The sequence below is a fragment of the Sulfitobacter faviae genome, assembly GCF_029870955.1.
Taxonomy (GTDB): Bacteria; Pseudomonadota; Alphaproteobacteria; order Rhodobacterales; family Rhodobacteraceae; genus Sulfitobacter; species Sulfitobacter faviae.
Genome location: NZ_PGFQ01000001.1, coordinates 2,841,995 through 2,861,325, shown reverse-complemented (window position 1 = coordinate 2,861,325; position 19,331 = coordinate 2,841,995). Strand labels below are relative to the sequence as shown.

Annotated in this window: 14 protein-coding genes and 4 pseudogenes; 9 read left to right on the top strand and 9 right to left on the bottom strand. The window is 62.5% G+C overall.

All coding sequences use genetic code 11. The annotated features are described in order from the left end of the window. The first annotated feature begins 64 nt into the window (after nucleotides 1-64). The gene (locus CUR85_RS14775) at nucleotides 65-1,012 is read left to right on the top strand and encodes a radical SAM protein (protein WP_067262035.1); all 948 of its coding nucleotides are present in this window, start codon (nucleotides 65-67) and stop codon (nucleotides 1,010-1,012) included. A 25-nt stretch (nucleotides 1,013-1,037) separates the two neighbouring features. On the opposite strand, the gene CUR85_RS14770 is transcribed toward CUR85_RS14775, so the two are convergent. Continuing rightward, a complete protein-coding gene (locus CUR85_RS14770; RefSeq protein WP_067262037.1) occupies nucleotides 1,038-1,307 on the bottom strand; it encodes an usg protein in 270 nt (89 codons plus the stop codon). 190 nt (nucleotides 1,308-1,497) lie between these two features. Here CUR85_RS14770 and gyrA point away from each other — a divergent pair, with 190 nt between their 5' ends. After that, nucleotides 1,498-4,245 (top strand): DNA gyrase subunit A, encoded by a 2,748-nt coding sequence (gene gyrA, locus CUR85_RS14765; protein WP_067262039.1) that lies wholly within the window; start codon nucleotides 1,498-1,500, stop codon nucleotides 4,243-4,245. Nucleotides 4,246-4,373: 128 nt separating this feature from the next. Here gyrA and CUR85_RS14760 read toward each other — a convergent pair whose 3' ends face one another. The 4 genes and pseudogenes from CUR85_RS14760 to CUR85_RS14745 all read right to left on the bottom strand — a co-directional run bounded on the left by CUR85_RS14760 (nucleotide 4,374) and on the right by CUR85_RS14745 (nucleotide 8,517). After that, on the bottom strand, nucleotides 4,374-4,706 hold the full coding sequence (locus tag CUR85_RS14760) for a hypothetical protein (RefSeq protein ID WP_136720316.1): 333 nt from the start codon (nucleotides 4,704-4,706) through the stop codon (nucleotides 4,374-4,376). A 163-nt stretch (nucleotides 4,707-4,869) separates the two neighbouring features. Next, nucleotides 4,870-6,351, bottom strand: coding sequence for a carboxypeptidase M32 (locus CUR85_RS14755; protein ID WP_067262041.1), 1,482 nt, complete (start codon nucleotides 6,349-6,351; stop codon nucleotides 4,870-4,872). A gap of 3 nt (nucleotides 6,352-6,354) precedes the next feature. Beyond that, entirely contained in the window at nucleotides 6,355-7,500 is a 1,146-nt protein-coding gene (gene ctaA, locus CUR85_RS14750) for a heme A synthase (protein WP_067262043.1), read from the bottom strand. Between the two features lie 254 nt (nucleotides 7,501-7,754). Then, nucleotides 7,755-8,517 (bottom strand): annotated as a pseudogene (locus CUR85_RS14745) (RNA methyltransferase). A 122-nt stretch (nucleotides 8,518-8,639) separates the two neighbouring features. On the opposite strand from CUR85_RS14745, the gene CUR85_RS14740 reads away from it, so the two are divergent. Further along, nucleotides 8,640-9,263: a thiamine phosphate synthase gene (locus tag CUR85_RS14740; RefSeq protein WP_067262045.1), complete on the top strand. Its 624-nt coding sequence runs from the start codon at nucleotides 8,640-8,642 to the stop codon at nucleotides 9,261-9,263. 40 nt (nucleotides 9,264-9,303) lie between these two features. On the opposite strand, the pseudogene CUR85_RS14735 reads toward CUR85_RS14740, so the two are convergent. After that, nucleotides 9,304-10,448, bottom strand: a pseudogene (locus CUR85_RS14735) (HupE/UreJ family protein). A 46-nt stretch (nucleotides 10,449-10,494) separates the two neighbouring features. Here CUR85_RS14735 and CUR85_RS14730 point away from each other — a divergent pair. The 4 genes from CUR85_RS14730 to CUR85_RS14715 all read left to right on the top strand — a co-directional run bounded on the left by CUR85_RS14730 (nucleotide 10,495) and on the right by CUR85_RS14715 (nucleotide 13,967). Next, complete coding sequence (locus CUR85_RS14730) at nucleotides 10,495-11,274, top strand: DUF4198 domain-containing protein (protein ID WP_280322795.1); 780 nt, start codon at nucleotides 10,495-10,497, stop codon at nucleotides 11,272-11,274. Between the two features lie 42 nt (nucleotides 11,275-11,316). Next, nucleotides 11,317-12,201, top strand: coding sequence for a PfkB family carbohydrate kinase (locus CUR85_RS14725; protein WP_067262050.1), 885 nt, complete (start codon nucleotides 11,317-11,319; stop codon nucleotides 12,199-12,201). Next, on the top strand, nucleotides 12,198-13,130 hold the full coding sequence (locus CUR85_RS14720; protein ID WP_067262052.1) for a pseudouridine-5'-phosphate glycosidase: 933 nt from the start codon (nucleotides 12,198-12,200) through the stop codon (nucleotides 13,128-13,130). Before CUR85_RS14725 ends, CUR85_RS14720 begins: the two co-directional genes overlap by 4 nt. 84 nt (nucleotides 13,131-13,214) lie before the next feature. Then, nucleotides 13,215-13,967 (top strand): DUF502 domain-containing protein, encoded by a 753-nt coding sequence (locus CUR85_RS14715; protein ID WP_067262054.1) that lies wholly within the window; start codon nucleotides 13,215-13,217, stop codon nucleotides 13,965-13,967. Here the strand turns inward: CUR85_RS14715 and CUR85_RS14710 are convergent. Both CUR85_RS14710 and CUR85_RS14705 read right to left on the bottom strand, forming a co-directional pair. After that, entirely contained in the window at nucleotides 13,947-14,981 is a 1,035-nt protein-coding gene (locus tag CUR85_RS14710; RefSeq protein WP_067262055.1) for a patatin-like phospholipase family protein, read from the bottom strand. The two genes, CUR85_RS14715 and CUR85_RS14710, sit on opposite strands and share 21 nt — an antisense overlap. Before the next feature lie 5 nt (nucleotides 14,982-14,986). Further along, the gene (locus CUR85_RS14705; protein ID WP_067262057.1) at nucleotides 14,987-15,772 is read right to left on the bottom strand and encodes a 3-hydroxybutyrate dehydrogenase; all 786 of its coding nucleotides are present in this window, start codon (nucleotides 15,770-15,772) and stop codon (nucleotides 14,987-14,989) included. Between the two features lie 291 nt (nucleotides 15,773-16,063). Between CUR85_RS14705 and CUR85_RS14700 the strand changes: the two are divergent. Beyond that, a pseudogene (locus CUR85_RS14700) lies at nucleotides 16,064-17,893 on the top strand (extracellular solute-binding protein). Here CUR85_RS14700 and CUR85_RS14695 read toward each other — a convergent pair. Further along, nucleotides 17,882-18,504, bottom strand: a pseudogene (locus CUR85_RS14695) (helix-turn-helix domain-containing protein). The pseudogenes CUR85_RS14700 and CUR85_RS14695 sit on opposite strands and share 12 nt — an antisense overlap. Before the next feature lie 102 nt (nucleotides 18,505-18,606). Between CUR85_RS14695 and CUR85_RS14690 the strand changes: the two are divergent. Beyond that, nucleotides 18,607-19,251, top strand: coding sequence for a DsbA family oxidoreductase (locus tag CUR85_RS14690; protein WP_067262073.1), 645 nt, complete (start codon nucleotides 18,607-18,609; stop codon nucleotides 19,249-19,251). The last annotated feature ends 80 nt before the right edge of the window (nucleotides 19,252-19,331 follow it).

Below are 19,331 nucleotides of genomic sequence, written 5' to 3'. Positions count from 1 at the left end.
CTTTTAGGGTGCGCCGCAATAGCTTACCACAACAGGAACACACGGGATCACGCAAGGAACAATCATGAAAGATATTGCGCAAGCAAACGAGGGCAAGTTCCAGAACCCGGCGGTCACCGCCAAGGGGGAACCCCGCGCCACCGTGGCCCTGCGCGGGGCGGAAACGCTTTGGTTCAACACAGGCACCCTGTGCAACATCGAATGCGTAAACTGCTATATCGCCTCCAGCCCCAAGAACGACGCGCTGGTCTATATCACCGCGGATGAGGTGCGCGACTATCTCGACCAGATCGAGCAGCGTAGCTGGCCGGTGCGCGAGATTGCCTTCACCGGCGGCGAGCCCTTCATGAACCCCCAGATGATCGAGATCACCGAAGCCTCGCTGGAGCGCGGTTACGAGGTGCTGATCCTGACCAACGCGATGCGCCCGATGATGCGTAAATCGGTGCAAAAGGGGCTGTTGCGGCTGCGCAATGCCTATCCCGGCAAGATGACCTTCCGCATCTCCGTCGACCATTATCGCCGCGACCTGCATGATGCGGAACGTGGGACAGGTGCCTTCGACAAAACCCTGACCGGCATGGAATGGCTCCGCGACAACGGCTTTCGCATGGCCGTGGCGGGGCGGTCGATCTTTGCCGACAGCGATGCCGACAGCCGCGCGGGCTATTCCGCCTTCTACGCCGAACACGGCTTTGACATCGACGCACAAGACCCCGCCATGACCGTCCTCTTCCCCGAGATGGACGAGGCGGTCGAGGTGCCCGAAATCACCACCGCCTGCTGGGGCATTTTGGACAAGTCCCCTGACGCGGTGATGTGCGCCTCCTCCCGGATGGTGGTCAAACGCAAGGGGGCCGAGAAGCCCGCCGTGCTGGCCTGCACGCTCTTGCCCTACGACCCTGAGTTTGAACTCGGGACCACATTGGCCGAGGCGGAGCGCGACGTGGCCCTGAACCACCCGCACTGCGCCAAATTCTGCGTTTTGGGCGGGGCAAGCTGTTCGGCCTGACGCCCCTGCCCAAGGGCTTATCGGCTCAATGTAGCGTGAACTCCCCCACTTGGTTTTGCCATTCGCCGGGGCCGATCAGCTTGCGATGGGTGAACCGGACCGAATGCAGCGGACCGTCCAACTCCGCGCGCCAGAATTCGACGAATTCGAACAGGCGCGGATGGTCCGGTGCGATGTCGTAATCCTGCCAGATATAACTGTTCAGCACATGGCTATAATCGGGCATGTGGTAAAAGAACTCTGCCGTGGTCAGCCCGTAACCTTTTAGCATCAATTCGGTTTCACTGCGGGGCATGTTGCGCCTCCCTTGCTGCCTCAGTAGAACAAGTTTGCGCGGTCAGAATTACTTTTCAATGAAAACAGTGTGTTGGCACTTCGCCCCAAGTGCTGCCAGTGCGTTTCGGCCACAGCCATTGCACCTGATATGCCCCGTCTGCTATAGAAAACCCCAAGATATAGAACCATAAAAATGGTGGGCAAGATACGTGACCGATACGCCGGATACCCCTGAAAACGCAGACGAAAAGCCCATCTTCCACGGGCCGTCGGTGACCATCGAACACGAGATGCGCACGTCCTATCTGGACTACGCGATGAGCGTGATCGTCAGCCGCGCGATTCCCGACCTGCGCGACGGTCTGAAACCGGTGCACCGCCGCATCCTCTACGCGATGCATGAGACCGGCAACACGCATGACAAACCCTACCGCAAATCCGCCCGTCCCGTGGGCGACGTGATGGGCCAGTACCACCCCCATGGCGACAGCGCGATTTACGACGCGCTTGTGCGGATGGCGCAGGATTTTTCCATGTCGCTGCCGCTTCTGGACGGTCAGGGCAACTTCGGCTCGATGGACGGCGATAACCCGGCGGCCATGCGCTATACCGAAGTGCGCATGGACAAGCCCGCCGCCTATCTTCTGGCCGATATCGACAAGGAAACCGTCGATTTTCAGGACAACTACGACGGCAAGCAGCAGGAACCGACCGTCCTGCCCGCACGCTTTCCGAACATGCTGGTCAACGGCGCGGGCGGTATCGCCGTCGGCATGGCGACGAACATCCCGCCGCATAATCTCGGCGAGGTGGTTGATGCCTGCCTCGCGCTGATCGACGATCCGGACCTGACATCGGAACAGCTCATCGAATACGTCCCCGGCCCCGACTTTCCCACTGGCGGCATCATGCTGGGCCGCTCCGGCGCGCGCAAAGCCTACCTTGAGGGCCGTGGCAGCGTGGTGATCCGCGCCAAGACCCGGGTCGAGGAAATCCGCAAAGACCGCTGGGCCATCGTCATCGACGAGATCCCCTATCAGGTCAACAAAGCCACGATGATCGAAAAGATCGCCGAACAGGTCCGCGAAAAGAAGATCGAGGGCATCGCCCACGTTCAGGATGAGAGCGACCGCAACGGCGTGCGTGTGGTGATCGAACTCAAACGCGACGCCACCGCAGAAGTGGTGATGAACCAGCTTTACCGCTTCACCCCGATGCAGACATACTTCGGCTGCAACATGTTGGCGCTGAACGGCGGCCGGCCTGAGCAGCTTACTTTGCGCAAATTCCTGAGCTACTTCATCGACTTCCGCGAAGATGTCGTGGCGCGCCGCACGGCCTACCTTTTGCGCAAGGCGCGCGAGCGCAGCCATATCCTTTGTGGTCTCGCGGTCGCAGTCACCAATATCGACGAAGTCGTCGCCACCATCCGCTCCTCCGCCGACGCCGCCGAGGCGCGCGAGAAGCTGATGACCCGCCGCTGGCCCGCCGAGGACATCCTGCCCTATATCGCGCTCATCGACGACCCGACCCATACGGCGAACGAAGACGGCACCTACAACCTCTCCGAAGCTCAGGCCCGCGCCATTCTGGAACTGCGTCTGCAGCGCCTCACCCAGATTGGCGTTAAGGAAGTGACCGACGAGCTGGAAGAGCTGGCGGGTAAGATCAAAGAATACCTTGAGATTCTGGGCAGCCGCGAGCGCATCCTCGGCATCATCTCGGAGGAGTTGCGCGAGGTGCGCGAGCAATTCGCCGTGCCGCGCCGGACCGAGATCGTCGACTGGTCGGGCGACATGGAAGACGAAGACCTGATCGCCCGCGAGGAAATGGTCGTGACCGTGACCTCCGGCGGCTACATCAAGCGCACGCCTCTGGCCGATTTCCGCGCGCAGCGCCGCGGCGGCAAGGGTGTCTCGGGCATGCAGACCAAGGAGGAGGATGTCGTCACCAACCTCTTCGTCGCCAACACCCATACGCAGCTTTTGTTCTTCACCACCGACGGGATGGTCTACAAGCTGAAGACATGGCGCCTGCCGCAGGGCGCACGCACCGCCAAGGGCAAGGCCATCGTAAATATCCTGCCTATTCCGACCGGCGTCTCCATCGCCGCGATCATGCCCGTGGACCGGGATGAGAAGGAATGGGACGACCTGCAGGTGATCTTCGCCACCTCTGCCGGGACCGTGCGGCGCAATAAGCTGTCGGATTTCACCAATGTGAAGGCCAACGGCAAGATCGCCATGAAGTTCGAAGGCGAGCATGAGGGCACCACGCTGATCAACGCGCGCATCGCCTCGAACGACGATGACGTGATGCTGGTCACCGACGCGGGCCGCGCAATCCGCTTCCCGGCGACCGATGTGCGGGTGTTCAACTCGCGCAACTCCGTAGGCGTCCGCGGCATCCGTCTGGGCGAAGGCGACAACCTCGTCTCCATGTCCGTGATCCGGCACTTTGAGGCAAGTTCGGAAGAGCGTGTCGCCTATCTCAAACAGCGCCGTCTGATGGCGGGGCTGACCGACGATGACAGCAGCGATGACGAGGAGGAGCAGGTTCAAGCTGGCCAGCTCAGCACCGAACGCTATGCCGAAATGTCCGCCGCCGAGGATCTCATCCTGACGATCACCGCCAAGGGCGCGGGCAAGGTTTCCTCGGCTCATGACTACCCGGTGCGGGGCCGCGGCGGCATGGGCGTGACCGCTTGGACCAAGGCCATGGCCCACGGCCCCATCGTCGCCTGCTTCCCGGTGGAAATGTCCGATCAGGTGATGCTGGCGACCTCCAAGGGCCAGTCGATCCGCGTGCCGGTAGAAGGCATCTCATTCCGCTCGCGCAGCGCTGGTGGTGTGAAAGTGTTCAGCACCGGCAAGAACGAGGAAGTCGTCAGCGTGGCCTGGATCGCCGATCAGGGCAACGAAGAGGATGAAGCCGAGGGTGACAGCGCCGCCGAGTGATCGGCGGCCATCCCGCCCATGCATATGCTGTGGGGCGGGGGATTACTTTGAAACATCTCTGCACACCAAAAAAATCCCCCACGCCATCAGCGCGGGGGATTTTCCAATCTTAAACTTCCGTCAGGAAATTAATTGGTAGTAGTAGTTGTCGTGGAGGAGGACGACCCGGCTGCAATCGCAATCAGAACCAGAGCTGCACCTGCAGCGGCTGCGCCGCCACCCAGGCCAGCGCCTGCTTCGAACAGACCAGCGCCGGAGGCCGGTGTGCAGACGCGTGCCAAGTTGCCGTCAACTGTGACCGGATCGGGCTTGCAGTTATAGATCACGCCATTGGCGCCCTGTACCTGAAGCGAATAAACTGCATCGTCAGACGCACCAAGCACAGCTGCTTGAGTAGTCGTCTGAGCAAAAGCAGCACCCGAAAGAGCGATAGTCGCCGCTACCGTTGCAAGAATTTTCATGTCTAGGTACTCCTGTATCTCGTCAAAATTTTTAACTCACTGCACCATCGCATATAATCTTAGCCAGCGCAAAGGCGAAATGTTAAGCTAGAGTTAAGAATTATACTGATGCCCGCTGTCTAAGCAACATCCTAGAAACCAGTTTGTTCCCCATCTTAGATGCTTAAATTCCATACAGTTCCGTGAACTTGTTTTCTAGGTAGGTCAGCAACGGTGCCTCGGTCGGCGGCTTTCCGCAAGCGCGGGTGATTACCTTACGCGGCTCGTAAAGTCCGCCATGCTTTTGCACGTTTTCACGCAGCCAACCTGTGGCTGCGCTCGTGTCCCCTCTCGCCAAAGCCTCGTCAAGTTCGGGTACGGCCTCCCGCAAAGCCTCGTGAAGGCATCCCGCATAGACGTTGCCGAGGCTATAGGTCGGGAAATAGCCCAGAAGCCCGACCGACCAATGCACGTCCTGCAAGACACCGTTTGACGGGCGGTCGACGGGATAGCCGAAGTCAGCCTCGAAGCGATCGTTCCACGCCGCTTCCAACCCGTCGACCTGAAGGTCGCCCGACATCAGCGCCCGTTCAAGATCGAAACGTAACAGAACATGAAGATTGTACTGAAGCTCATCCGCCTCGGTCCGAATGAAACCATCGGACACGCGGTTGACGATCCGGTAGAAGGTCTCGGCATCCGGTACGCCGAAATCGCCATAGACCGCCGTCATCTCACCAAAGAGCCACCCGGTGAAGGCGCGGCTGCGGCCAATTTGGTTTTCGTAGATGCGGCTTTGGCTTTCATGCACCCCCATCGACACGCCCCGGCCCAAAGGCGTCAGCAGATAGGCGCTGTCAATCCCTTGCTCATAGGCCGCATGGCCCACCTCATGCACGGTGGAATAAAAGCAATTGAACGGGTCGAGGCCATTGGTTCGCGTGGTGATCCGCACGTCCAGCCCCGATCCGGAGGAGAAGGGATGCACCGCCTTGTCGATGCGCCCGGTGGCCAGATCATAGCCAAAGCGCCGCGCCAGTTTGGCGGTGAGGGTCATCTGCGCCGCTTCATCAAAGACACCCTCCAACACCGGCGGCGCTTCGGCTTCGCGGACGGCGGCGCGCAGTTCGGAGAGTTTTGGCCGCAGCGCGCCAAACATGGCTTCGAGGTCCGCCGCCGTGGTGCCGGGCTCGTAATCCTCTAGCATGGCGTCGTAGATCCCGATCCCGCGCCCTTCGGCCAGCGCGGCCCCCTCTTCGCGTTTGAGGGCGATCACTTCTTTCAGAGTGGGGGCGAAGGCCGCGAAGTCATCGGCGGCGCGGGCCTCGGCCCAAGTGCCTTGGGCGGCGGAGGTGACGCGGGCGATACGCGCCGCCAGATCGGCGGGAACGCGGGTGGCGCGGTCAAAGTCGCGCTTGATGTGGCGCAGGTTCGCCTGCCCGACCGCGTCCAACGCAGCGGGCTCGATCTGGGCCAGCCAATCAGCGATGCGCGGGTCAATGCGGCGGGCGTGCAGAACGCTTTCCATCGCCGCCATTTCCTCGGCCCGCTGCGGGGCCGCGCCCCGAGGCATGACCGTTTCCTGATCCCAGCCTAAACGGCCTGCGACCTGCGCCAGCGCCTCGGTGTCGCGCTGAAAAGCCATCAAATCATCATATGCAGTCATGTCTCAGCCTCTCAGCGATGTGGCGACGGGATAGGCCGCGAGGAAGCGCGCGCGCAGGATCAGCACCCAAAGCAGCACGGCCAGCGCCTGATGCGCGAGCGCCAGATGCACGGGCGCGGCATAGAGAACGGTGGTGATGCCCAGAACCACTTGCAAAGATAGCGCCGCCATCACGGCGTTGAAAGCAAAGCGCGTCCGGGCATGGGCCGAGCGGCGACCGCGCAGCCAGACGACCACCCCGAAAGCGAAAAGCAGATAGCCCGCCATCCGGTGCATGAATTGCACCAACCCCGGGTTCTCAAAGAAATTCCGCCACGTCGGCGTGATGTCGAATGCCTCGGGCGGGAAGAACTGCCCCTGCATCAGCGGCCAGTCGACGAAGTAGCGACCCGCGTCAATCCCTGCGACCAAGGCGCCCAACAGGATCTGCAATGCGGCAAAATGCAACAGACCCGTTGCCATGCCGAATTGCTTGGCCTCCTTAGCCCGGCGGGCCTGAATCAGATCGCGTTCGCTGCGGCCCAGCAAGAGCACATACCAAGTGATGAAGCCGAGGATGACAAAGGCCAGCCCCAAATGCGTCGCCAAACGGTAGGAGGCCACATCCGTCACCCCCTGCCCGCTGGTCACGCCCGAGGCGACCATCCACCAGCCAATCGCCCCCTGCGCGCCGCCCAAAGCGCCGATAAAAAGCAGCCGTTTGGTCCAGCCGACAGGGATTTGGCGGCGCAGGAAGAAGTAGAGAAAGCCCAAGACCCAGACGAGGCCGATCACCCGGCCAAGCTGCCGATGCCCCCATTCCCACCAGTAGATGCTTTTGAAATCAGAGAGTTCCATCCAAGAGTTCTGGACCTGAAACTCGTCGATCTGCTTGTATTTCTCGAATTCAGACTGCCAATCGGCCTCGTTCATCGGCGGCAAGGCACCGGTCACCGGGCGCCATTCCGTGATGCTGAGACCGGAGTCAGTGAGCCGCGTCAGCCCGCCCACGGCGATCATGACAAAGACCAGCGCAAAGAGGATCATCAGCCAGACCCGGATCGGCCCGCGCGCGCCGCCCCGGCCCTTGTCGATCGTGCCGGTTTGCACCGGCGCACGGCTGGGTTGGTCGGTCCCGACCTCTTCGAACAGTTTGCGTTTCTCCGCCATGGCGCGCCTCTTTTTCCGTTTGGATAGAGTGGTATGACATGGGCAGAGAAAGGTCTAGCGGGGTGGGGTCGCCAGACAGGTGAGGGCCATCGCCTGCCCGGGGGTGGCGATCCGACGGGGCCGTCATGCCACTTTATGGCTCAGCGATGGTGCAACATGCGTAAGGTGTTGCATTGCTTTGCAAAATCGCCTCCCCGTGGGGCGGGCAGGCGATGGCCCGGCGCCTGCGGCTTGATTCCGGGCCGGGCTTTGGCTCAGCCCTTCTCCTTCCAGCGGACCATTTGCCGCAGGATGCCATGCAACATCTGCACATCCGCCCGCGTCAGCGGCATCCGCGACCACATGTTGCGAAGGTTGAGCTTCATCGAGGCAACCTTATGCTCGGGGAAGAAGAACCCGGCCTCAGTCAACTGCTCCTCATAATGCCGCGCCAGATGGTCAACCTCGGCGCCCTTGGCCCAATCGGTGCCCGCCATCTCGACCACCTCATGGGTCACGTCACCCTGCGCCCGCATCCATTCGTAAGACATCAACAGCACGCATTGCGCGAGGTTGAGAGAGGCGAACTTTGGGTTCACCGGGACCGAGACGATGGCATTGGCCTGCGCGATATCCTCATTCTCAAGCCCTGCCCGCTCGGGTCCGAACAGCACCGCAACCCGTTGGCCCGCCGCGATTTTCTCCGCCGCCAACCGCATCGCAGCCTCAGGGCTGTAGACCGGTTTCGTCAGATCGCGACTGCGCGCCGTGGTGGCAAAGGTGAAATCGCAATCGCCAAGCGCTTCGGGCAGATCGGCGCAATGCTGTGCCTCGTCCAACAGCCGCCCCGCCCCGAGGCCATGGCCACGGCGGATTGGCTCGGCCAGCCGTCGCGCGGGGCCACGACCCGCATGTGATCGAGGCCAAAATTCCACATCGCGCGCGCCGCGGCGCCGATGTTCTCGCCCATCTGGGGCGGACAAGCACGATGGCCGGGATCGGCGCGGGCTGAACGGGGGAGGAGGATGTCTCTGTCATGCGCGCCTCATAGCCCCTGCGCCGCAGCACCGCAAGAAAGCCCGCGCGACACACGCATATCCGTTTTCTTTTGCAACGCCCTGCGCTAGTCAGGCTCCCAGACCCGATTAAGGACAGTGACCATGGACGCGCCAGAACAGCCGCAGATTTACCTTATCACCCCGCCCGAAGTTGAGCTGAGCCAATTCCCCGCGCAACTCGCCGCCGTGCTCGACGCCCATCCGGTGGCCTGTGTGCGCATGGCGCTTTCGACCCGGGATGAAGACCGCCTCGCCCGCGCCGGTGACGCGCTGCGCGAAGTGACCCATGCGCGCGACGTGGCCTTGGTGATCTCGGATCATCTGCTGCTGGTCGAAAAGCTTGGCCTTGACGGTGTACACCTTAGCGATGCCGCTCGCACCGTGCGCCATGCCCGCAAAGAACTGGGCGAAGATGCCATCGTCGGCGCCTTCTGCGGCACATCGCGGCATGAGGGGATGGCGGCTGGCGAAGCCGGAGCGGACTACATCAGCTTCGGCCCGACCCAAGCCAGCGCCCTTGGCGATGGAAGCTTTGCCGAGGCCGATCTGTTTCAGTGGTGGTCCGAAGTCATCGAAGTGCCCGTCGTCGCCGAAGGCGCGCTCGACATCAACATGATCCGCGACCTCGCCCCTCGGACCGACTTTTTCGGCATCGGGACCGAGATTTGGGACAAAGACGATCCGGTGGCCGAACTCGCCACTCTGATCGCCGCCATGCAGGGCTAAGCGGCCCCTAGGGCAGCCCGGTTAAGGGCTGCCCGCTTGCTTACAGAAACACCCGTTCGATGAACCAATAGGCCCCGACCGCCGCGATGACGCAGGAGGCAGGGACCGCGATGGCGCGGCGGTACCAGTCGCGATTCATCGCCCAGCCGACCAAAACGAAGGCGATGGCGATTACTGCCAGCTGGCCCAGTTCCACCCCGATGTTGAAGCCGATGAGCGCAGGCACAAATTGCCCCGCAGGTAGGCCAAAATCTCCCAGCACCGAGGCGAAGCCAAGCCCGTGCAACAGCCCAAAGCCAAAGATCACCAAAGGCCGCCAGCGGTTCAGGGCGGAGTGAAAGATATTCTCGACCGCGACATAGGTGATCGACGCGGCGATCAGCGGCTCGACGATGGCCCCCGGCACGTTGACCCAGCCCAAGGCGCCAAGCGCCAGCGTGACCGTATGGGCCAGCGTGAAGGCGGTGATCTGCCAGATCAAAGGCCGTAGGCGGGTCGACAGAAAGAATAGGCCCAAGACAAAGAGGATGTGGTCCAGCCCTTTCGGCAGGATGTGATCGAACCCGACCGGGATGTAGCTGACGAAAGCCTGCCAGCCGCTTTCAGCATCACCGCCCCAAGGGCGATTTCGGGGCTGGTCTCACCGCCCGACAGATATCCGGTATAGGGCGCCTCCACCCCTTGCTGGCGCAGCACCAGCGCGCCCGCGCCATCCGTCCACGTCACCTGTACCTCTTCGGCGCCCATAGGCACCGCGCCCTCCAGCCGCCACTGGCTGTCGCGCGGTAGTTCGGCGGCAACCCCATCGGGCACCTCGAGTGTCACACTCTCCAACGGCACGGCGGCGCCATCGACGCTGAGCAGCGGCAGGCTGTTCCACTTCGGCAAAAGCTCAGGCGCGCGGTCGGCGATGCGCGCGGCGGGCAGGCTGCGCAGCGCATCGTAATCGCTCGCATTCTCGGCATTGTCGGTGTCTTCGACGGTATCGAGGTCGATGCCCGCCAAGAGCGCTTCAAGGTTGACCTCCAGCGCCAGCACCGCCCGCCCGTCGGCCACGGTCAGATCCGCGATCGTTGGTTTGACCTCATGCGCCTGTGCACCCGCGCCCGCCGAAAGCAGCACCGCGCTTGACAACAGCCACAGCAACGCCAGCTTGGATCTTAACAAAATGAAAGTTCTCTTCATGAAACTGTCCCAGTTGTCCGCTATTATTTTCAGTATCTTATCGGCAGTGCCTGCCTTTGCACATGAATACTGGCTGTCGCCGGTGAACTATCAAGTGGAAAGCGGTGAAAAGATCGCGGCGCATTTTCGCAATGGTGAGGAATTTACCGGCGCGGCCTTTCCCTATCTGCCCAACCGGCTGACGCGTTTTGAGGTCAAAATCGGCGGGAAAGAGGTCCCGCTATCGCCGCGCGCGGGCGACAGCCCTGCCCTGAGCCTCCCCGCGCCCGAGGGTGACGCGCTGGTGGTGGCGGTGGCCGAAACGACGCCTTCCAAAGTCACCTATGAGGACTTCGACAAGTTCCTCCGGTTCGCCGCGCATAAGGACTTCCCTAAGGCTGAGAGCGATCACCGCGCGAACGGCTGGTCGACCGAGAAGGTCGTCGAAAGCTACACCCGCCACGTCAAAACCCTGATCGCCCTCGGCGCGGGCACGGGGCAGGATGCGCCCACCGGCATGGCGACGGAGTTCGTGGCGCTGGCGAATCCCTATGCCGTAGATTTCGCGGGTGAGATGAAGGTGGCACTCCTCTATCAAGGCACCCCTCGCGCCAACGCGCAGATCGAAGTGTTCGACCGCGCGCCGGATGACAGCGTGACCATCACCCTCCACCGCACCGATGCGGCGGGCGAAGCACTGATTCCGGTCACGGCCGGCCATGAATACCTCTTTGACGCGGTGGTGCTGCGCCCGGCGGCAGAGGCGCAGGCGAGCGCGGGCTACGACCCCGATCAACCGGTCTGGGAAACGCTCTGGGCGGCGCTGACATTCGCGGTGCCACAATAACGCCGCTTGCGCGTGGGGAGATTTGGCGGCTAGAAGCGCCGCATGACCAAGACAGCTGACATCCTTTGCATCGGCTCCGTCCTTTGGGACGTGATCGGCCGTTCTGAAAACGCCATGCGCCAAGGCTCTGACATGCCGGGGCGGATCACCCGCCTGCCCGGCGGCGTGGCCCTGAACATCGGCATGGCGCTGGCGCGCTTTGGGCTGACGCCGGCGCTGCTTTCCGCCGTGGGGCGCGATGCCGAAGGGGATGAGTTGATCGCCGCCTGCGCCCTGCGCGGGCTGATCACCGATCACGTCTACCGCTCGGACGATTTGCCGACCGACCGTTACATGGCCGTCGAAGGGTCCAACGGGTTGATCGCCGCGATTGCCGATGCCCATTCGCTGGAGGCTGCGGGCGACAAGATCCTGCGCCCGCTGGAGGATGGCAGCCTGCCCAGCCCCTACGAAGGGGCCGTGGCGCTTGATGGCAACCTGACCGTCGAACTGCTGGCCCGGATGGCGCAAAGCCCGCTGTTGGCAAAGGCCGACCTGCGCGTCGCGCCCGCCTCTCCCGGCAAGGCGCTGCGGCTCACGCCCTTCCTCAAGGCCGGGCGCGGCACGCTTTACGTGAACCTCGAAGAAGCCGGGCTGCTCTGCCAGTCGAGCTTTGACGATTCCCCAACCGCCGCCCGCGCCCTGCTGGCCCGTGGCGCACGCCGTGCCGTGGTGACCGACGGCGGCAACCCCGCCACCGTGGGCCAAGGCGACGAGATCATCACCCTCACCCCGCCGCAGGTGCATGTCGCCCGGGTCACGGGTGCAGGCGATACATTCATGGCGGCCCATGTGGCCGCTGAACTTGGCGGTGCCGTTGCGCAATCCGCCCTCAAGGCAGCACTCGATGCCGCCGCCCTTTACGTTTCCGGAGAGACCAAGATATGACCACCGCCACATCCGCCCTGCCCCTGACCTTCAGCGCCGAGGTGGCCAAGGCCCGCGAGAACGCCGCGCCGATCGTGGCCTTGGAAAGCACCATCATCACCCATGGCATGCCCTATCCGCAAAACCTCGAAGTGGCGCGGCAGGTTGAGCAGGACATTCGCGACGCAGGCGCCGTGCCCGCCACCATCGCCGTGATCCGTGGCGCGCTGCACATTGGTCTAGACGATGACCAGCTGAGCGATCTGGCCCAAGCCAAAGACGTGGCCAAACTGTCGCGCGCCGATATGGCCGTCTGCATCGCCTCGGGCGGCACAGGTGCCACCACCGTCGCCGCCACCATGATCGCCGCCAATCTTGCGGGCATCGAAGTCTTCGCCACCGGCGGCATCGGCGGCGTGCATAAGGGCGCGGAAGAGAGCTTTGACATCTCCGCCGATCTCATGGAACTGGCCCAAACCCCCGTCACCGTTATCGCGGCGGGCGCCAAGGCGATCCTCGACGTACCGAAGACGCTGGAAGTGCTGGAAACCCAAGGCGTGCCGGTCATCACCGTAGGCCAAGACAGCTTCCCCGCCTTCTGGAGCGCAGGGTCGGACCTGCAATCGCCGCTGCGCCTTGATGATGCCGCTGCCCTTGCCAAAGCCCACCGCACCCGCGCCGCCATGGGCCTGCCCGGCGGCCAGTTGGTGGCCAACCCGATCCCCGCGGCAGAGGAAATCCCCGCCGCCGAACTCGCCCCAATCATCGCGCAGGCCCAGTCCGAGGCCGATGCTCAAGGGGTCCACGGCAAGGGCGTGACCCCCTTCTTGTTGCAACGCATCTTCGAGCTGACCGAGGGCCGTTCGCTGACCGCCAATATCGCACTGGTGCGCAACAATGCCCGGCTGGGGGCCAAGATCGCCGCAAACCTCGTCAACCTGCCGCGTTAAAGGCGAAAAACACCGCGGAGCCATTGCCGGGCCGGGGCATACGCCTTAGCTATGTTGCGATTAACTCTTCGGAAAACGGCGCAGATGAACACACCTTTTGATCCCGACCCAACGCAGGTTCGGCGCAGCCTTGTCGCAAGGCTGCGCGCGTCTTTCCTGACCGGTCTGGTCGTGATTGCGCCTGTCGGGCTGACCATCTGGCTGATCTGGAGCGTGGTCGGTTGGATCGACGGTTTCGTGCTGCCATTGGTGCCCAAAGCCTACCATCCCGACCGGCTGCTCCAAGATTTCTTGGGTCTCGACCCGTCGATGCAGTTCAACGTGCGTGGCCTTGGGGTGGTGATCTTTCTGATCTTCACCGTCATGGTGGGCTGGGCCGCGAAAGGGCTGATTGGCCGTTCGATGATCCGCTTCGCCGAAAGTCTGGTGGAACGCACCCCCGTCGTGCGGACGATCTATTCCGGCATCAAACAGATTTCCGAGACGATCTTCGCCCAGTCCGAGCGGAGCTTTGAGACCGCCTGCCTGATCGAATACCCCCGGCGCGGCATCTGGGCGCTTGGTTTCATCTCGACCGAGGCGAAGGGAGAGGTCTTGGCCCGTACCAACGCGGGCGGCGAGATGCTCTCGGTCTTTCTGCCCACCACGCCGAACCCAACCTCTGGCTTCTTACTGTTCCTGCCGCGGGAGGATGTGATCGAACTCGACATGAGCGTCGAAGACGCGGCGAAGCTGGTGATCTCTGCCGGGCTGGTCTATCCGCCGCGCCCCGGTGCCGATCTGCCCGAGGCGCTGGCGCTGTCGGACCCTGAAAACTCAGCCGAACATCGCGGGTAGATCGACGCTGCTGCGCTGGTTCAGATCGTCGAAGTGCTCCTCTAGAAACCGATCCGCCGCCGCCACGCCTGCCTCATGCAGCGCCCGGATCACCGCCGGGTTGGGCATCAGTTTCGTCGCCACCGACAGCTGCGCCATCAGCGCGTCGTCGGCGATCATATGCATGTGCACCCGCTTCATCCGCCCCTCCGGCAGGGTGCCATCCGCAATCAGCCGCTGAACGAAGTCAATCGCCCGCATCTCGCGCAAGAGGCTGGAATTAAAGCTGATCTCATTGATGCGGTTCTGGATTTGCTGCGGTGTGACCGGCAGGTCTTCGCGGTCGAGCGGGTTGATGTTCACCACCACGATATCTTCGGGCAGGTCATCGCGGAACAGCGGAAACAGCGCCGGATTGCCGGTATAGCCGCCGTCCCAAAACGCTTCGCGCTGGCCGGTCTGGGCATCGTCAATCTCAACCGCCTTAAAGATCGTCGGCAGACAGGCTGAGGCGAGCAAGGCATCAGGCCCGATCTCGTCCCCCTCAAACACCCTGATCTTGCCGTTGCGCACCCGTGTGGCGCAGACGAAAAAGAACGGCGGCTTATGCGCGCCCACTTTGCCATAGTCGAACCGCGCCACGACATCTTCGAGCGGGTTGCGATAGAACGGGCCGTAAGCATAGGGTGACACGACCCGCGTCAGCGAATCCGAGATTGCCATGGGCAGCGAATATTCCATCGCCTGACTGAGCTTGTCCAAACCGAAAGGCGCCAGCCAATGGGACAGCCGCAGGTCCGAAATGCCAGAGACCTGCGCCCAAAGCCAATCAAGGTTCTCCCGGGCGCCCTCGCGACCGCCCGAGATCATCCCCGATTTCAATGCCGCCCCGTTCAGCGCCCCCGCCGAGGTGCCCGAGATCCCGCAGATATCCAGATCGTCCTGCTGCAACAGCCGGTCAAGCACCCCCCAAGTGAAAGCGCCATGGGCGCCGCCGCCTTGGAGGGCGAGGTTGATGCGTTTCTTGACCGCCACGGCGCTTACAAAGCCGTCCAGCCGCCATCGACACTGATCGTCGTGCCGGTGATCTGGGCCGCTGCATCCGAGCATAGGAAGGTTGCCGTGCCGCCCATCTGCTCAACAGTGGCGAATTCGCGCGACGGCTGCCGGGTGAGCATGACCTGTTCGATCACCTCTTCGCGGCTCATGTCGTACTCCTTCATCGTGTCGGGGATCTGCTTCTCAACGATCGGGGTCAGCACATAGCCGGGGCAAATCGCGTTGCAGGTGATCGGGTCTTTCGCCGTCTCAAGCGCGGTGGTCTTGCTGAGGCCGACGATCCCATGTTTCGCGGCGATATAGGCGGATTTATAGGGCGATGCCGTCAGACCATGGGCCGAGGCGATGTTAATCACCCGACCCCACCCCGCCTTGCGCATCATCGGCAAAGCCTCGGCGGTGGTGTGAAAGGCCGACGACAGGTTGATCGCGATGATCGCGTCCCATTTCTCGGCCGGAAACTCAGGAATTGGCGCGACATGCTGGATGCCCGCGTTGTTCACCAGAATGTCACAGACCCCGGCTTCGGCAATCAAACGCCGACAGTCCGTCCCCTTGGACATGTCGGCCTTGATGTAGCGGGCCGTTACGTTGCATGTCTGCGCAATCTCCTGCGCCAGCGCATGATCCGCCTCGTCATCGGTAAAAGAGTTCAACACGATATCGGCCCCGGCCCGCGCCAATTCCCAGGCGATGCCCAGTCCGATTCCAGAGTTCGATCCCGTGATGACGGCTGTCTTGCCGGACAGGTCGATGGTGAAAGCCATGGCGCGTCTCCTTGTTCATGCTGCGCCTGCATCATGTACTGCGCGCGCGCCAAAGGGAAAGGGTTTGCGCGAAGGAGCTTAAGGGTCGGTGAAAATTGGCCAAAAAAAACGCCCGCGCGAGGCGGGCGTAAGTTATTGAGGCAGGTTTCATACAGGCAAGAAACCTATCGAGCAGTGACCTCTGTATACGCCTTTCACGCTCACAATCCAAGCTAAAAGTTTGATAAGGCGAGAATCCGCGGGTATGGAATAACTCCAACAAAATAAGGGCAGATCGTGATTGTTTCAAAAATGAGCCGGGAATTTTTCTCGAAAGCACGGGGCGTTGCGGCCCTTTCTTCACTGATTCTGCTCTCGGGAGCGGCATCGGCTGCCCCGCAACATGGAATCGCTATGTATGGCGACCCTGCTCTGCCGGCCGATTTTGACGCCCTCCCTTACGTGAACCCCGAAGCCCCCAAGGGGGTGAGATCGTTCTGGGCAATACCGGGGGATTCGACAGCCTCAACCCCTTCGTCCGCAAGGGCACCGCGCCTTGGCAATTGCCGCATTTCACCCATGAGACCTTGATGGGGCGGTCCTGGGATGAACCCTTCGCGCTTTACGGCCTGCTGGCCGAGACGATCGAGGTGCCTGAGGACCGCTCTTGGGTGGAATTCACCCTGCGCGAGGAGGCGCAGTTTTCCGATGGCACGCCCGTCACCGTCGAGGATGTGATCTTTTCTTTCGATCTGCTCGGCACCGAAGGCCACCCCCGCTACCACGGGCTGCGCCAGCAGATCGACAGCATCGAACAGACCGGCCCGCGCAGCCTGCGGATGACTTTCAGCAGCGACAACCGCGAGCTTGCCCTGCTCGCCGGGATGCGCCCCATCCTGAGCAAGGCGCAATGGGCGGGGCAGGACTTTGCCAATGCCCCCTGTCTGAAATCCCCTTGGGCAGTGGCCCCTATACCATCACCGACTATCAGGCGGGCCGCCATGTCACGCTGACTCGCAACCCAGATTACTGGGGCGCAGAGGTGCCCTTTCGCCAAGGCACGCATAACTACGATGAGGTGAAGATCGACTTTTACGGCGATGCCAATGTGCTCTTCGAAGCCTTCAAGGCCGGTCAAATCTCAGCCGTGCGCGAATTCAACGCCGAGACTTGGGCCACGCAATACGACTTCCCCGCGATCACCCGCGGCGAGGTGGTGAAATCGACCTTCCCGCATAGCAAACCGTCGGGCATGACCGGTTTTGTCATGAACGCCCGCCGCGCGCCTTTCGACGATTGGCGGGTGCGCGACGCGCTGATTTCGGCCTTCAACTTCGAGTATATTAACGAGACGTTGACCGGCGGCACCCTGCCCCGGATCACCTCTTATTTCTCGAACTCAGACCTTGCCATGCGCGACGGTCCGGCGTCGGGGCGGGTTTTCGATCTGCTGGCCGATTACGCCGACACGCTGCCGCCCGGCACGGTGGATGGCTATCAGCTGCCGGTGGGTGACGGCTCTGCCCGCAACCGCGCGGGCATCCGCGCCGCGATGCAGCAGCTGAATGCCGCAGGTTACGAGGCCGAAGGCGGCGTCATGCGCCGGGGCGACGGCACGCCGCTGACCTTCACCATTCTGCTGTCCAAGGGAAGCCGTGAAAACATAGCGATTGCAGAGCTTTACACGCAGGCCCTCAAGCGACTTGGCATCACTGCCGAGATCGAAACCGTAGATGATGCGCAATTCGTTGCACGGCAGAACAGCTATGATTTCGACATGACGACCTTCCGCCGTGCGCTGTCGCTCAGCCCCGGTACGGAGCAGCGTTTCTACTGGGGTCGGAGGCCGCCGATCTGCCCGGCACGCGCAACCTCATGGGCGTGCGCTCTCCGGCGGTGGATGCCATGATCGACAGGATGTTGCAGGCCCGCGAAACGGCGGATTTCGTCGCCGCGACCCGCGCGCTTGACCGTATCCTGACGGCGGGGCGCTATGTCATCCCCTTTTGGCAGTTCGACGAAGGGCTGATCGCCCATGACGCGCGCATGGCCTACCCCGAGACCATCCCGCTTTACGGCGATGGGCCGAACTTCATGCCCGAGGTCTGGTGGTGGCAACCGGCGGAGGGGTCAGACCAGTGAGGTCACCCAGAGGATCGTCGCATCCTCATCGCTGAGCGAGACAACGTTATGCCCCATGGTAGCGTCGTAATAGGCGCTATCGCCCCGGCGCATGTCGACGGGTTCGTAAAACTCGGTGAAGAGCCGCACCATGCCGGTCAGCACATAGAGGAACTCCTCCCCGTCATGGCGCACCCAGCCGTCGAACTCCTCCATCCGGCGGGCGCGGATGCGGGCGCGGTAGGGCAGCATCTGCTTCTTGCGCAGCGCGTCGGCCAGCAGGACATGCTCATAGGTGCCGGTGGCCTTGGGCGCACCTTCCTCGGCGCGGGTCACGGCCATGCGGCCGGTGATCTTCTCCCCGCGGGCGGGGTGAAAAGCTGCGGCACGGTGATCTCTAGCCCCACGGCGAGCTTTTTCAGCGCGTCATAGGTGGGCGACATCAACCCGTTCTCGATCTTGCTCAAGGTCGAGCGCGCCAGCCCCGCCTGCCGCGCGGCCTGTTCCAGCGTCCAATTGCGCGCCTTGCGCAGCTCGCGCACCCTTGCACCAAGGTCGACCGGCGGGGCGGTCTCGCTCGCGCCGCTTTCGCGGGCGATCTGGATCAGGGAACGGGGCGGCGTATCTGTCATGGGCTTGCTATAGCCGCGCCTCGGGGCGCTTGCAACGCTGCCCGCTTGCGATACCGGCCCCGGCCCGCTATGCCCATTGCGCAGCAATAGATGGGGCGCATCATGGCCGAAGCGATCAAACTCGATATCATGTCAGACCCGATCTGCCCGTGGTGCTATATCGGCAAGGCGCATCTCGACCGCGCTTTGCAGGACCATCCCGACCACCCTTTTGCCATCGAATGGCACCCGTTCCAGCTCAACCCCGAGATGCCGCGCGAAGGCATGGACCGGCGCAGCTATCTTGAACGCAAGTTCGGCGGCAAGGAAGGCGCCGTGCGCGCCTATGCACCGGTCGTGGAACATGCCGAGAAGGCCGGGCTGAAGATCAACTTCGAGGCCATGCAGCGCACGCCCAACACGCTCGATGCGCACCGTCTGATCCACTGGGCCGGGATCGAAGGCCGCCAGACCGCAGCCGTCTCTGCCCTTTTCAAAGCCTATTTCGTCGATGCCCGCGATATCGGTGACGCCGAAGTGTTGGCCGATATCGCTGACAGTATCGAGATGGACGCCGCCGTGGTCACCCGCCTGCTGAAATCCGATGTCGATGCGCAGGACATCCGCGACCGTGATGCCCATAGCCGCAAGATGGGCGTGAACTCGGTGCCGACCTTCATCGTTGCCAACACCCATGCCGTGCCCGGCGCGCAGCCGCCCGAGCTATGGGCGCAGGTCATTGCCGATCTGACCAATCAGCAAGACTAAACAGGGCGGCAATCATTGCCAAGTTAAGCGTTCTCGACTATCGAGAGCGCAACCACAAGTTATTCCCTGAATCCTGCCCA

Excerpts from the sequence above, each read along its gene's own strand:
- CUR85_RS14775 (WP_067262035.1), top strand. The coding sequence starts at position 65 with ATGAAAGATATTGCGCAAGCAAACGAGGGCAAGTTCCAGAACCCGGCG.
- CUR85_RS14770 (WP_067262037.1), bottom strand. The coding sequence starts at position 1,307 with ATGCCCCGCAGTGAAACCGAATTGATGCTAAAAGGTTACGGGCTGACC.
- CUR85_RS14760 (WP_136720316.1), bottom strand. The coding sequence starts at position 4,706 with ATGAAAATTCTTGCAACGGTAGCGGCGACTATCGCTCTTTCGGGTGCT.
- CUR85_RS14755 (WP_067262041.1), bottom strand. The coding sequence starts at position 6,351 with ATGACTGCATATGATGATTTGATGGCTTTTCAGCGCGACACCGAGGCG.
- ctaA (WP_067262043.1), bottom strand. The coding sequence starts at position 7,500 with ATGGCGGAGAAACGCAAACTGTTCGAAGAGGTCGGGACCGACCAACCC.
- CUR85_RS14740 (WP_067262045.1), top strand. The coding sequence starts at position 8,640 with ATGGACGCGCCAGAACAGCCGCAGATTTACCTTATCACCCCGCCCGAA.
- CUR85_RS14725 (WP_067262050.1), top strand. The coding sequence starts at position 11,317 with ATGACCAAGACAGCTGACATCCTTTGCATCGGCTCCGTCCTTTGGGAC.
- CUR85_RS14720 (WP_067262052.1), top strand. The coding sequence starts at position 12,198 with ATGACCACCGCCACATCCGCCCTGCCCCTGACCTTCAGCGCCGAGGTG.
- CUR85_RS14715 (WP_067262054.1), top strand. The coding sequence starts at position 13,215 with ATGAACACACCTTTTGATCCCGACCCAACGCAGGTTCGGCGCAGCCTT.
- CUR85_RS14705 (WP_067262057.1), bottom strand. The coding sequence starts at position 15,772 with ATGGCTTTCACCATCGACCTGTCCGGCAAGACAGCCGTCATCACGGGA.
- CUR85_RS14690 (WP_067262073.1), top strand. The coding sequence starts at position 18,607 with ATGGCCGAAGCGATCAAACTCGATATCATGTCAGACCCGATCTGCCCG.